Raw genomic sequence first — 10980 nt, 5'->3', positions numbered from 1 at the left:
TCTACTTCCGCACGACGGACGTGACCGGCGCGATCGAGCTGCCCAAGGACAAGGAAATGGTCATGCCCGGCGACAACGTGACGATCACCGTCAAGCTGATCGCCCCGATCGCCATGGAAGAAGGTCTGCGCTTCGCCATCCGCGAAGGCGGCAAGACCGTGGGCGCCGGCGTCGTCGCCAAGATCATGGAGTGATGGTCATGGCACAGCAGAAGATCCGCATCCGCCTCAAGGCCTTCGATTACAAGCTGATCGACCAGTCCGCCGCCGAGATCGTCGACACCGCCAAGCGCACCGGCGCCATCGTCAAGGGCCCCGTGCCCCTGCCGACGCGCATGAAGCGCTTCGACATCCTGCGGTCGCCGCACGTGAACAAGTCGAGCCGCGACCAGTTCGAGATCCGCACCCACCAGCGCCTGATGGACATCGTCGACCCGACCGACAAGACGGTCGACGCCCTGATGAAGCTGGACCTGCCCGCGGGCGTGGACGTGGAGATCAAGCTGCAGTAAGCACTGCGGTAGTGATCCTGGAAAGGGCCGCCTCTCGGGGCGGCCTTTTCCTTGTCTGGCAGCCTTGTAGGAAGACTGCTACAATTTCGGGCTTCGCCGCTTTCGGGCGCGCGAAGCTTTCATCAACCCTCTCTCGTATCCAAACGCGCGGGCCAATTGCAGCAAGCGCGGCGAGAGCAACGGAGTAACAACATGAGTCTGAGCAGCCTCGGGTTGCTGGGCCGCAAGGTGGGCATGATGCGCCTGTTCACCGATGAGGGGGACGCTGTCCCCGTCACGGTGCTGGACGTGTCCAACAACCGCGTGACCCAGGTCAAGAACCAGGACAACGACGGCTACGTGGCCCTGCAGGTCACGTACGGTCAGCGCCGGGCCTCCCGCGTGACCAAGCCGCTCGCCGGCCACCTCGCCAAGGCGGGTGTCGAGTCCGGTGAAATCATCCGTGAATTCCGCGTCGACGCCGACACCGCCGGCAAGTACGCCGCGGGCAAGACCGTGCCGGTGCAGGACATCTTCGCCGCCGGCCAGCTGGTCGACGTGCAGGGCACCTCGATCGGCAAGGGCTTCACGGGCACCATCCGCCGCCACAACTTCAAGTCGCAGCGCGCGTCGCACGGCAACAGCCGTTCGCACAACGTGCCGGGCTCGATCTCCATGGCGCAGGATCCCGGCCGCGTGTTCCCCGGCAAGAAGATGTCGGGCCACCTGGGCGACGTGACCACCACCGTGCAGAACCTGGACGTGATCCGTGTCGACGAATCCCGCGGCCTGCTGATGGTCCGCGGCGCCGTCCCCGGTGCCAAGAACGGTTTCGTGACCGTCCGCCTCGCGGCCAAGGGCCAGCCGAAGCCGGTCCAGGCGCAAGCCAAGGCCGAGAAGGGGAAGAAGTAATGCAACTCGAACTCCTGAACGAGCAGGGCCAGGCCGCGTCGAAGATCGACGCCCCCGAGACCGTGTTCGGCCGTGAATACAACGAAGCGCTGATCCACCAGATCGTGGTGGCCTTCCAGGCGAACGCCCGCCAGGGCACCCGCGCCCAGAAGGACCGCGAGCAGGTCAAGCACTCGACCAAGAAGCCGTTCCGCCAGAAGGGCACGGGCCGCGCCCGCGCCGGCATGACCTCCTCCCCGCTGTGGCGTGGCGGCGGCCGGATCTTCCCGAACAGCCCGGACGAGAACTTCTCCCAGAAGATCAACAAGAAGATGTACCGCGCCGGCATGGCCTCCATCTTCTCCCAGCTGGCCCGCGACGGCCGCCTGGCGGTCGTCGACTCGCTCAAGGTCGACAGCCCCAAGACGAAGCAGCTGGCCGCCAGGTTCAAGGCCATGAACCTGGAGTCGGTGCTGGTGATCGCCGACGAAGTGGACGAAAACCTGTACCTCGCTTCCCGCAACCTGCAGAACGTGCTCGTCGTCGAGCCGCGTTATGCCGACCCGGTGAGCCTGGTGCACTACAAGAAAGTGCTCGTCACCAAGGGCGCGATCGAGAAGCTGAAGGAGATGTTCGCATGAGCACCGCCTCCAAGAAATACGACGAAGGCCGCCTGATGCAGGTCCTGGTCGCTCCCATCGTCTCCGAGAAGGCGACCATGGTGGCCGACAAGACCAATGCGGTCACCTTCAAGGTCCTGCAGGACGCGACCAAGCCCGAGATCAAGGCCGCGGTTGAACTGATGTTCAACGTGCAGGTCAAGGGCGTCTCCGTCGCCAACATCAAGGGCAAGACCAAGAAATTTGGCCGTTCCGTGGGCCGCCGCGACAACATCCGCAAGGCGTATGTGACGTTGCAACCCGGCCAGGAGCTGAACTTCTCCGGGGAGTCCGCTTAATCATGGCAGTCATCAAGCTCAAACCGACTTCGCCCGGCCACCGTGGCATGGTGAAGATCTCGCGCGACCACCTGCACAAGGGCGCTCCGTACGCTCCGCTGCTGGAGCCGCAGATCCAGAAGGCCGGCCGCAACAACAACGGCCACATCACCACCCGCCACAAGGGCGGTGGCCACAAGCACCACTACCGCGTGGTCGATTTCGTCCGCAACAAGGACGGGATCCCGGCGAAGGTGGAGCGCATCGAGTACGACCCGAACCGCTCGGCCCACATCGCCCTGGTGGTGTACGCCGACGGCGAGCGCCGCTACGTGATCGCCCCGCGCGGCCTGGAGGTCGGCTCGACGCTGGTCTCCGGCGCCGAGGCGCCGATCCGCGCCGGCAACACGCTGCCGATCCGCAACATCCCGGTGGGCTCGACCATCCACTGCATCGAGATCCAGCCGGGCAAGGGCGCGCAGATCGCGCGTTCGGCCGGTACGTCGGCCACGCTGCTGGCCCGCGAAGGCACCTACGCCCAGGTCCGCATGCGCTCCGGTGAGGTCCGCAAGATCCACATCGAGTGCCGCGCCACCATCGGCGAAGTCGCCAACGAGGAACACAGCCTGCGCCAGCTCGGCAAGGCCGGTGTGAAGCGCCACATGGGCATCCGCCCGACCGTTCGCGGCGTCGTCATGAACCCGATCGACCACCCGCACGGTGGCGGCGAGGGCAAGACCGGCGAAGGCCGCCATCCTGTCGATCCGTGGGGCAACCTGACCAAGGGTTACCGCACCCGCAACAACAAGCGCACGCAGACCTTCATCGTCTCGCGTCGCAAGAAGTAAGGGGTCCGCAACATGACGCGTTCTCTCAAGAAGGGTCCGTTCGTGGACCACCACCTGGTGGCGAAGGTCGACAAGGCCGTGACCACCAAGGACAAGAAGCCGATCAGGACCTGGTCGCGACGCTCGATGATCCTGCCCGATTTCATCGGCCTGACCATCGCCGTGCACAACGGCAAGCAGCACGTGCCGGTCTACATCACCGACCAGATGGTGGGCCACAAGCTGGGCGAATTCGCCCTGACGCGCACCTTCAAGGGTCACCCCGCCGACAAAAAAGTCGTGAAGAAGTGAGGCTGAGAAATGGCTGAAACCAAAGCAATTCTCCGCGGCGTGCGCCTGTCCGTGGACAAGGGCCGCCTCGTGGCCGACCTGATCCGCGGCAAGAAGGTGGACCAGGCGCTGAACATCCTGAACTTCACCCAGAAGAAGGGTGCCGTCATCGTCAAGAAGGTGCTCGAGTCCGCGATCGCGAACGCCGAGCACAACGACGGTGCCGACATCGACGAGCTGAAGGTCAAGACGATCTACGTGGAACAGGGCACCGTGCTGAAGCGCTTCACCGCGCGCGCCAAGGGCCGCGGCAACCGCATCAGCAAGGGTACGTGCCACGTGTACGTGACCGTCGGGAACTGAGGAAGAACATGGGACAGAAGATCCATCCGACCGGCTTCCGCCTGGCCGTCACCCGCAACTGGAACTCCCGCTGGTACGCGAACAACCGTGACTTCAGCGACATGCTCGCCGAGGACATCAAGGTTCGCGAGTACCTCAAGACCAAGCTGAAGAACGCGGCGGTCTCGCGCGTCCTCATCGAGCGTCCGGCCAAGAACGCCCGCATCACGATTTTCTCCGCCCGTCCGGGCGTGGTGATCGGCAAGAAGGGCGAGGACATCGAAGCGCTGAAGAAGGAACTGGCCTCCCGCCTGGGCGTGCCGGTGGCCGTGAACATCGAGGAAGTGCGCAAGCCCGAAGTCGATGCCCAGCTGATCGCCGACTCGATCACCCAGCAGCTCGAGAAGCGCATCATGTTCCGCCGCGCGATGAAGCGCGCCATGCAGAACGCGATGCGCCTGGGCGCCCAGGGCATCAAGATCATGTCCGCCGGCCGCCTCAACGGCATCGAGATCGCGCGCACCGAGTGGTACCGCGAAGGCCGCGTGCCGCTGCACACGCTGCGCGCCGACATCGACTACGGCTTCTCCGAAGCCAAGACCACCTACGGCGTCATCGGCGTCAAGGTGTGGGTCTACAAGGGTGACACCCTGGGCCGCAACGACGTGCCGTCCCTGGACAGCACGCCGCGTCCCGAAGGTGAAGAGCGCCGTGGCCCGCGCGGCCCGCGCCGCGACGGCGACCGCCGTGGCGGCCCCGGCGGCGATCGCCGTGGTCCTGGCGGTGGTGGTGGCGGTGGCCGTGGCCCCCGCCGCGACGCCGGTGCGACCAACGTCGCCCCCGCCGAAGGCAGTGACAAGCCCGCTGAAGCAACCGCAGGGGCGGAAGCCCCGAAATCTACCGTTAAGCGCGTGGCCCGTCCCGCGCCGGCCAGCAAGAGCTGAGCCGACGGTAAAGGAGAGAACACATGCTGCAACCCGCTCGCCGCAAATACCGCAAAGAGCAAAAAGGCCGCAACACCGGCGTTGCCACCACCGGCAACTCCGTCGCGTTCGGCGACTTTGGCCTCAAGTGCACCGACCGTGGCCGTCTGACGGCCCGCCAGATCGAGGCCGCGCGTCGCGCGATCTCCCGTCACGTCAAGCGTGGCGGCCGCATCTGGATCCGCGTGTTTCCGGACAAGCCGATCTCCCAGAAGCCTGCCGAAGTCCGCATGGGCAACGGCAAGGGCAACCCGGAGTACTACGTGGCCGAGATCCAGCCGGGCAAGGTCGTGTTCGAGATCGTCGGCGTGCCCGAGGAACTCGCGCGTGAGGCGTTCAAGCTGGCCGCTGCGAAGCTGCCGCTGCGCACCACGTTCGTCAGCCGCATGATCGGCCAGTAAGGAGCAGGGAACATGACGAAAGCCAAGGACCTCCGTTCCAAGGACGCCGCCGGCGTGGAAGCCGAAGTCAAGAGCCTGCAGAAGGCCCATTTCGGCCTGCGCATGCAGAAGGCCACGCAACAACTCAACAACACCGCCACGCTGCGTTCCACGCGCCGTGACATCGCTCGCGCCAAGACCATCCTGGTGCAGAAGCGTGCGGAAACCGCCAAGTAATCAGGAGTGAACATGACGGAAGCCAAGACCTCCCTCAAGCGCACCCTGATCGGCAAGGTCGTCAGCGACAAGCGCGCCAAGACCGTGACCGTGCTGGTGGAGCGCCGTGTGAAGCACGAGCTGTATGGAAAGATCGTGATCAAGTCGAGCAAGTACCACGCGCACGACGAGAAGGGCGAGTTCCACACGGGCGACGTGGTGGAAATCCAGGAGAGCAAGCCGATCTCCAAGACCAAGAACTGGGTTGCGACCCGTCTGGTCGAAAAGGCCGCCGAGGTCTAAACCCTCGCTGCCTGGCAGGCGAAACGGAAACGGCCCACAATCGTGGGCCGTTTTTCTTTTGTGCCAGCCCCCAACGAGGAGATGAAGATGATCAAGGTCGGCGACCAACTTCCTGACGTGACCCTGCAGGAGTATTCCGAAGTCGAAGGCAACGGCTGTTCCATCGGCCCCAATCCGGTGAAGGTGCGCGAAGCCGCCAAGGGCAAGACCATCGCCCTGTTCGCGCTGCCCGGCGCGTTCACGCCGACCTGCTCCGCCAAGCACGTGCCCGGCTACGTCGAGAAGTACGCCGAGCTCAAGTCCAGCGGCGTCGACGAGATCTGGTGCGTGAGCGTCAACGACGCCTTCGTGATGGGCGCCTGGGCGCGCGAGCAGAAGTCCGGCGGCAAGGTGCGCATGCTGGCCGACGGCAGCGGCGAATTCGCCAGGGCCACGGGCCTGACGCTGGACCTCACGGCCCGCGGCATGGGCGTGCGCAGCAACCGCTATTCGATGCTGGTCAAGGACGGCAAGGTCGCGAGCCTCAACGTCGAGGCGCCGGGCAAGTTCGAGGTCAGTGACGCGCAGACGCTGCTGGCGCAAGCCAAGGCCTAGTCGTCCTTCCGGCGCAGGCGACGAACCCAAGGCTTCCGAAGGACGCGCGCCGCGCGTCTTCTGCGTGCCCGCCTGCGCGAGCTTGGCGGATCAGAGCCGGCTGCTCAAGGGCGCCGGCCCGGTGTGCCACAGGTCCGCCTTCAGGTAGTGCGCCCCCGCGACGGGGTTGTGGTAGTAGGGCGGGATGTTCTCGAAGCCCAGGTCCTCGTAGAGGGCCCGCGCGGCTTCCATGTCGTCCAGCGTGTCCAGCAGCACGCAGTCGTAGCCGGCGCTGCGCGCCGCATCCAGCGCCGCCTCGGCCAGCCGGCGGCCCAGCCCGAAGCCGCGGAAGGCCTTGCGCACGTACAGGCGCTTCATCTCGCAGGCGTTGGGATAGTCGGCGTCGGCCAGCGGCCGCAGCGCGCAGCAGCCGGCCAGCTCACCGTCGACCCGGGCCAGGAACAGGGCGCCGGCAGGCGCGGCGTAGTCGCCCGGCAGCGAGGCGAGTTCCTGTTCGAAGTTCTGGAAGCCGAGGTCGACGCCGAGGCCGTCGGCGTATTCCCGGAAGATCGCGCGCACGTCGTCCATGTCGCGTGCGCCCGCCGGGGAGCTCAGTTCGATCAAGGGCAGTGGGGCAGTGTCCAAGGTCCGGGATGCGAGTCCATGGACGACGGATCTTAGCGCGCTGGTACGGCTGAGCTAATTGAATCCCGCCGAGCTGCCCGCACCGCCGCCGAGGCTCACCATCCAGCCCACCAGGGCGGCACACACCGCCAGGACGACGAGCGCCACCACGCGCGAGGCCGCGTCGTCGCGCGACGCCGGCGCCGGTGCGCCCAGCACCTTGTCGCCCACGACCATGGCGTGCACCAGGTTCTGGCGCTTCTTCTTCAGGTAGTACAGGACGGCCCCGACGTGCAGCAGCACCAGAGCGACGATCAGCCACTGGCCCACGGCCTTGTGGTACCAGGTGGCCGCCAGCGCGGTGCTGTTCTTGACGAAGCGGTTCAGCGGGCCGGTGAAGGCGATCTCGTCGTCGCCGACCAGCCCGGTGGCGACCTGCGCCAGCAGCACCACCAGCATCGCGAACACCGATCCCGCGCCCAGCGGGTTGTGGCCCACCAGGTAGTCCGGATGCGCGCGGCCGCCCAGGTAGGCCAGCACGGTGGAAGGCGCAAAGAGGAAGCTGCGAAAGCGCGACCAGCGGCCCCCGACGAAACCCCAGACGATGCGAAACAGCAGCAGCGTGAGCACCGCGTAGCCGAGGCGCGCGTGCCACTCCATCACGCCGCCGCCGATGTAGCCGGTGATGACCAGGAGCACCACGCAGGCGACCAGCAGCCAGTGGAAAAGGCGCGTGGGCAGGTCCCAGACGCGGACGCGGAAAGGCATGTTCACCTCGTTCTTGTTGGTCCCGGTCGACGCGGCGCACGGCCCGGACACGCAGGATGGGGAGATCCGGGGCGGCGCCGCACCCCGTCGGCAGGCGCCACTTTAACCACGGAGAACGACGCGTCACCAGCCTCGCACCCCGGGCCTTTTTTTTCATCCGGTGACGGATCCGACGGAATGGCAGGGCGGCGCGCAGCGTTCATCCTTTTCGGAGCACCCTGCCTCCCGCAGGGGTTTCGAAGCTTGCTCAACCACGGAGAAGAACCCATGAGACTCCCCGCGACCTTTGCCGCGTCCGCCGCCCTCATCGTGGCCGTCGGCGCGTCCGCCCAGACCTTCCAGAAGCCCGAAGACGCGATCAAGTACCGGCGCAGCGCGATGACCGTCATGGCGACGCATTTCGGCGTGCTGGGCGCGATGGCCAACGGCAAGGCCCCGTTCGACGCACAGGCCGCCGCGCGCAGTGCCGACGTCATCGCCCTGGTCTCGCACCTGCCCGCTGCCGGTTTCATCCCCGGCACGGACAAGGGGGAGACCCGCGCCAAGCCGGAAATCTGGACCGAGAACGCCAAGTTCAAGAGCAACTACGAAAAGATGGAGGACGCGGTGGGCAAGCTGTCGGTGGCGGCCAAGTCCGGGAACCTCGACACCATGAAGGCCGCATTCAACCCGGCGGCGCAGACCTGCAAGGCCTGCCACGACGACTTCCGCAAGGAGCAGTGAGCGGACCGACGAAAAAAAAGCCCCGCGACGCGGGGCTTTTTCCTCGTGCCGCGGGATCAGCTCTCCGCCAGCAGCTTTTCGATCAGCTGGTGCAACTCGGCGAAGTTCGGCTCGCCGACGTAGCGCTTCACGATCTCGCCCTTCTTGTTCACCAGGTAGGACGTGGGCGTGAGCTGCACCTCGCCCCAGGCCTTGGCCACGGCCCCCGTGTTGTCGATCGCCACGTTGAAGGGCAGCTTGCGCGTCTGCGCGTAGTTCACGACGTAGCTCGGAGGGTCGTAGCTCATGGCCACGGCCATGTGCTCGTAGCCCCTGGGGTGGTACTTGTCGAAGGTGGAGACCATCTTGGGCATCTCCGCCACGCAGGTCACGCAACTGGTCGCCCAGAAATTCACCAGCGTGACCTTGCCCTTGAGGTCCGCCGTGGTCTTCTTCGACCCGTCCAGCAGCACGAAGGTCGTGTCCGGTGCCGCACTCTGAGCGCAGGCCGCAAGCAGCGCGGTGCCCGCGAGCACGGCCGCCAGGAGCGCCCGGCGGCTGGAGGAGGGTTGGGAGGGGACGGCCATGGTGGGCAGATTGTCGCGCAAGCCGCCGGTTTCTGCCTGACGCCGGATCAAGTCCGGGGCAGGCTCCGGGCAACCCGCGCCGCGCCCTGGGTCACGCGCACTCCACGAGCACGCGGGTGAGGTCGCCGGGCGCGCTCACCATGGGGTCGTGGCCGGTCTGCAGTTCCACGATGCGGCAGCCGCCGCCGCCCACCCAGGCGCCGTCCCAGAAATTGCGGTCCCGCACCCGGGGCCGGATCGAATCGATGGTGCCCAGCCTGGGTTGGACGCAATCGACGAAGGTGCGCGGCACGCTCGCCACCCGCCGCGGGTCGAAGGCAAGCGGTGCCTGGTAGGTGTGCCCGGGGTGCGGCGTCTGCCGCCGCTGCACCCAGGCGTGGTCCTGCGCCGCGAGGCCGAAGACGGCCGGGTCCGGCGCCGGGAAGCTGAAATCGGGCGAGGCGTTCGCGGCGGCGAGCCGGGCTTCGCGCGTCGCGCCTGCGTGCGTGCTGCTCCAGCTCTCGCCGGGCTTGGGCACCACCGCGTCCACGTAGACCAGGTGCTTCAGGCGCTGCGTCATGCGGTCCGCGATGGCCGTGCCGATCATCCCCGCATAGGAGTGCACGGCCAGCACCACGTCCTGCAGTTCCTCCGCCTCGATGGCGTTGGCGACGTCGGCGATGTGCGTCTCCAGCGTGACGAGCGAGGACAGCAGGTGCGCCCGCTCGCCCACGCCCGTGAGCGTGACCGCGAAGGCGCGGTGACCCTGCGCCTGCAGGCCGTCGACCACGCGGCGCCAGCACCAGCCGCCATGCCAGGCACCGTGCACGAGAACGAAGTTCGCCATCAGATCACCCCCCGTGCGCGCAGCGCGGCGATGCGCGCTTCATCCCAGCCGAGCAAGTCGCCCAGCACCTGCGTGGTGTGCTGCCCGAGCAGCGGCGGCGGCAGGTCCGTGCGCACCGGCGTCGCCCCCAGCTTGAGCGGACTCGCCACCAGGTTCAGCTTGCCCGAGAGCGGATGGTCCCACTGGTGCACCATGCCCCGCGACTGCACGTGGGGGTCGGCGAACACTTCCGCCAGGTTGTTGATCGCCCCGCACGGCACCTTGGCCGCTTCGAGCGCCGCCAGCCAGTCGTGCTTGCGCCGCGCCTGCATCACGCCTTCGAGCAGCGGCACCAGCACGGCGCGGTTGCGCACCCGGTCCTGGTTGCGGGCGAAGCGCGGATCGCTGGCGAGCTCGGGCCGGCCCGCGACCTGGCAGAACTTGACGAACTGCCCGTCGTTGCCCACGGCCAGGATGATGTGGTCCTTGCTGCCGTCGTCGGCCGGCGCCACCTCGAACACCTGGTAAGGCACGATGTTCTGGTGGGCGTTGCCGGCGCGGCCCGGCACCTGGCCGCTCACGAGGTAGTTGGCGCCCAGGTTGGCGAGCATCGCCGTCTGCGCGTCGAGCAGCGCCATGTCCAGGTGCTGGCCTTCGCCCGTGCGTTCGGCATGGCGCAGCGCGGCGAGGATGCCCACGGTCGCATACATGCCGGTGAACAGGTCCGCCACGGCCACCCCCACCTTCTGGGGGCCGCCGCCCAGGTCGTCACGCTCGCCGGTGATGCTCATGAGCCCGCCCATGCCCTGGATCGCGTAGTCGTAGCCGGCCCGCTCGCGGTAGGGGCCGGTCTGGCCGAAGCCGGTGACGCTGCAATAGACGATGCGCGGGTTCACGGCGCGCACGCTGTCGTAGTCCAGGCCGTAGCGCGCCATGTCGCCGACCTTGAAGTTCTCCACGAAGACGTCGCAGTGCCGGGCGAGCTCGCGCACGAGCGCCTGGCCTTCGGGCTGGGCGATGTCGCAGGTCACCGATCGCTTGTTGCGGTTGGTACCGAGGTAGTAAGCCGCCTCCGCCGTGTCCTGGCCTGCCTGGTCCTTCAGGAAGGGCGGCCCCCAGGTGCGCGTGTCGTCGCCGGTGCCCGGCCGCTCGATCTTGATCACGTCGGCCCCCAGGTCGGCGAGCGTTTGCGTGCACCAGGGCCCCGCCAGCACGCGCGACAGGTCGAGCACACGGATTCCATCCAGAGCGTTCATGCGAG

The 10980-nt window shown here is 67.1% G+C and carries 19 protein-coding genes; 14 read left to right on the top strand and 5 right to left on the bottom strand.

Annotated features, from left to right (window positions below; genetic code table 11):
• From AC3EGR_RS12315 to AC3EGR_RS12255, 13 genes are all read left to right on the top strand, one after another.
• Positions 1-194 (top strand): EF-Tu C-terminal domain-related protein (locus AC3EGR_RS12315; RefSeq protein ID WP_488546762.1); only part of this gene is annotated, 194 nt, incomplete at its 5' end.
• Positions 195-199: 5 nt separating this feature from the next.
• Complete coding sequence (gene rpsJ / locus AC3EGR_RS12310) at positions 200-511, top strand: 30S ribosomal protein S10 (RefSeq protein ID WP_145895499.1); 312 nt, start codon at positions 200-202, stop codon at positions 509-511.
• Positions 512-703: 192 nt separating this feature from the next.
• The gene (gene rplC, locus AC3EGR_RS12305; RefSeq protein ID WP_488546761.1) at positions 704-1402 is read left to right on the top strand and encodes a 50S ribosomal protein L3; all 699 of its coding nucleotides are present in this window, start codon (positions 704-706) and stop codon (positions 1400-1402) included.
• The gene (gene rplD, locus AC3EGR_RS12300) at positions 1402-2022 is read left to right on the top strand and encodes a 50S ribosomal protein L4 (protein ID WP_488546760.1); all 621 of its coding nucleotides are present in this window, start codon (positions 1402-1404) and stop codon (positions 2020-2022) included. The genes rplC and rplD overlap by 1 nt, the downstream gene beginning before the upstream one ends.
• A complete protein-coding gene (gene rplW, locus AC3EGR_RS12295; RefSeq protein ID WP_488546759.1) occupies positions 2019-2339 on the top strand; it encodes a 50S ribosomal protein L23 in 321 nt (106 codons plus the stop codon). The genes rplD and rplW overlap by 4 nt, the downstream gene beginning before the upstream one ends.
• Before the next feature lie 2 nt (positions 2340-2341).
• On the top strand, positions 2342-3166 hold the full coding sequence (gene rplB, locus AC3EGR_RS12290; RefSeq protein WP_488546758.1) for a 50S ribosomal protein L2: 825 nt from the start codon (positions 2342-2344) through the stop codon (positions 3164-3166).
• A gap of 12 nt (positions 3167-3178) precedes the next feature.
• On the top strand, positions 3179-3457 hold the full coding sequence (gene rpsS, locus AC3EGR_RS12285; RefSeq protein ID WP_488546757.1) for a 30S ribosomal protein S19: 279 nt from the start codon (positions 3179-3181) through the stop codon (positions 3455-3457).
• A gap of 9 nt (positions 3458-3466) precedes the next feature.
• Positions 3467-3799 carry a 50S ribosomal protein L22 gene (gene rplV, locus AC3EGR_RS12280; RefSeq protein ID WP_488546756.1) on the top strand — a complete coding sequence of 111 codons (333 nt, stop codon included), beginning with the start codon at positions 3467-3469 and terminating at the stop codon, positions 3797-3799.
• 8 nt (positions 3800-3807) lie between these two features.
• Positions 3808-4722, top strand: a complete 915-nt coding sequence (gene rpsC / locus AC3EGR_RS12275; protein WP_488546755.1) for a 30S ribosomal protein S3 — start codon at positions 3808-3810, stop codon at positions 4720-4722.
• A gap of 23 nt (positions 4723-4745) precedes the next feature.
• Positions 4746-5162, top strand: coding sequence for a 50S ribosomal protein L16 (gene rplP / locus AC3EGR_RS12270; RefSeq protein WP_145895491.1), 417 nt, complete (start codon positions 4746-4748; stop codon positions 5160-5162).
• A 12-nt stretch (positions 5163-5174) separates the two neighbouring features.
• Positions 5175-5378, top strand: a complete 204-nt coding sequence (gene rpmC / locus AC3EGR_RS12265) for a 50S ribosomal protein L29 (protein WP_488546754.1) — start codon at positions 5175-5177, stop codon at positions 5376-5378.
• A gap of 12 nt (positions 5379-5390) precedes the next feature.
• On the top strand, positions 5391-5660 hold the full coding sequence (rpsQ, locus tag AC3EGR_RS12260; protein ID WP_488546753.1) for a 30S ribosomal protein S17: 270 nt from the start codon (positions 5391-5393) through the stop codon (positions 5658-5660).
• A gap of 87 nt (positions 5661-5747) precedes the next feature.
• Positions 5748-6254: a redoxin family protein gene (locus AC3EGR_RS12255; RefSeq protein ID WP_488546752.1), complete on the top strand. Its 507-nt coding sequence runs from the start codon at positions 5748-5750 to the stop codon at positions 6252-6254.
• 90 nt (positions 6255-6344) lie between these two features.
• On the opposite strand, the gene AC3EGR_RS12250 is transcribed toward AC3EGR_RS12255, so the two are convergent.
• Positions 6345-6821: a GNAT family N-acetyltransferase gene (locus AC3EGR_RS12250; RefSeq protein WP_488546771.1), complete on the bottom strand. Its 477-nt coding sequence runs from the start codon at positions 6819-6821 to the stop codon at positions 6345-6347.
• A gap of 111 nt (positions 6822-6932) precedes the next feature.
• A complete protein-coding gene (locus AC3EGR_RS12245) occupies positions 6933-7625 on the bottom strand; it encodes a cytochrome b/b6 domain-containing protein (protein ID WP_488546751.1) in 693 nt (230 codons plus the stop codon).
• Positions 7626-7892: 267 nt separating this feature from the next.
• Between AC3EGR_RS12245 and AC3EGR_RS12240 the strand changes: the two genes are divergently transcribed.
• The gene (locus tag AC3EGR_RS12240) at positions 7893-8348 is read left to right on the top strand and encodes a c-type cytochrome (protein WP_488546750.1); all 456 of its coding nucleotides are present in this window, start codon (positions 7893-7895) and stop codon (positions 8346-8348) included.
• Positions 8349-8404: 56 nt separating this feature from the next.
• Here AC3EGR_RS12240 and AC3EGR_RS12235 read toward each other — a convergent pair whose 3' ends face one another.
• From AC3EGR_RS12235 to AC3EGR_RS12225, 3 genes are all read right to left on the bottom strand, one after another.
• Positions 8405-8914: a TlpA family protein disulfide reductase gene (locus AC3EGR_RS12235; protein ID WP_488546749.1), complete on the bottom strand. Its 510-nt coding sequence runs from the start codon at positions 8912-8914 to the stop codon at positions 8405-8407.
• 91 nt (positions 8915-9005) lie between these two features.
• The gene (locus AC3EGR_RS12230) at positions 9006-9740 is read right to left on the bottom strand and encodes an alpha/beta fold hydrolase (protein ID WP_488546748.1); all 735 of its coding nucleotides are present in this window, start codon (positions 9738-9740) and stop codon (positions 9006-9008) included.
• Positions 9740-10975 carry a CaiB/BaiF CoA transferase family protein gene (locus tag AC3EGR_RS12225; RefSeq protein WP_488546747.1) on the bottom strand — a complete coding sequence of 412 codons (1236 nt, stop codon included), beginning with the start codon at positions 10973-10975 and terminating at the stop codon, positions 9740-9742. The genes AC3EGR_RS12230 and AC3EGR_RS12225 overlap by 1 nt, the downstream gene beginning before the upstream one ends.
• Positions 10976-10980: the final 5 nt, after the last annotated feature.

The sequence above is a fragment of the Ramlibacter sp. G4-7 genome (genome assembly GCF_057784995.1).
This window is presented reverse-complemented; position numbering and strand designations above follow the sequence as displayed.

Excerpts from the sequence above, each read along its gene's own strand:
- rpsJ (WP_145895499.1), top strand. The coding sequence starts at position 200 with ATGGCACAGCAGAAGATCCGCATCCGCCTCAAGGCCTTCGATTACAAG.
- rplC (WP_488546761.1), top strand. The coding sequence starts at position 704 with ATGAGTCTGAGCAGCCTCGGGTTGCTGGGCCGCAAGGTGGGCATGATG.
- rplD (WP_488546760.1), top strand. The coding sequence starts at position 1,402 with ATGCAACTCGAACTCCTGAACGAGCAGGGCCAGGCCGCGTCGAAGATC.
- rplW (WP_488546759.1), top strand. The coding sequence starts at position 2,019 with ATGAGCACCGCCTCCAAGAAATACGACGAAGGCCGCCTGATGCAGGTC.
- rplB (WP_488546758.1), top strand. The coding sequence starts at position 2,342 with ATGGCAGTCATCAAGCTCAAACCGACTTCGCCCGGCCACCGTGGCATG.
- rpsS (WP_488546757.1), top strand. The coding sequence starts at position 3,179 with ATGACGCGTTCTCTCAAGAAGGGTCCGTTCGTGGACCACCACCTGGTG.
- rplV (WP_488546756.1), top strand. The coding sequence starts at position 3,467 with ATGGCTGAAACCAAAGCAATTCTCCGCGGCGTGCGCCTGTCCGTGGAC.
- rpsC (WP_488546755.1), top strand. The coding sequence starts at position 3,808 with ATGGGACAGAAGATCCATCCGACCGGCTTCCGCCTGGCCGTCACCCGC.
- rplP (WP_145895491.1), top strand. The coding sequence starts at position 4,746 with ATGCTGCAACCCGCTCGCCGCAAATACCGCAAAGAGCAAAAAGGCCGC.
- rpmC (WP_488546754.1), top strand. The coding sequence starts at position 5,175 with ATGACGAAAGCCAAGGACCTCCGTTCCAAGGACGCCGCCGGCGTGGAA.
- rpsQ (WP_488546753.1), top strand. The coding sequence starts at position 5,391 with ATGACGGAAGCCAAGACCTCCCTCAAGCGCACCCTGATCGGCAAGGTC.
- AC3EGR_RS12255 (WP_488546752.1), top strand. The coding sequence starts at position 5,748 with ATGATCAAGGTCGGCGACCAACTTCCTGACGTGACCCTGCAGGAGTAT.
- AC3EGR_RS12250 (WP_488546771.1), bottom strand. The coding sequence starts at position 6,821 with ATGGACGACGTGCGCGCGATCTTCCGGGAATACGCCGACGGCCTCGGC.
- AC3EGR_RS12245 (WP_488546751.1), bottom strand. The coding sequence starts at position 7,625 with ATGCCTTTCCGCGTCCGCGTCTGGGACCTGCCCACGCGCCTTTTCCAC.
- AC3EGR_RS12240 (WP_488546750.1), top strand. The coding sequence starts at position 7,893 with ATGAGACTCCCCGCGACCTTTGCCGCGTCCGCCGCCCTCATCGTGGCC.
- AC3EGR_RS12235 (WP_488546749.1), bottom strand. The coding sequence starts at position 8,914 with ATGGCCGTCCCCTCCCAACCCTCCTCCAGCCGCCGGGCGCTCCTGGCG.
- AC3EGR_RS12230 (WP_488546748.1), bottom strand. The coding sequence starts at position 9,740 with ATGGCGAACTTCGTTCTCGTGCACGGTGCCTGGCATGGCGGCTGGTGC.
- AC3EGR_RS12225 (WP_488546747.1), bottom strand. The coding sequence starts at position 10,975 with ATGAACGCTCTGGATGGAATCCGTGTGCTCGACCTGTCGCGCGTGCTG.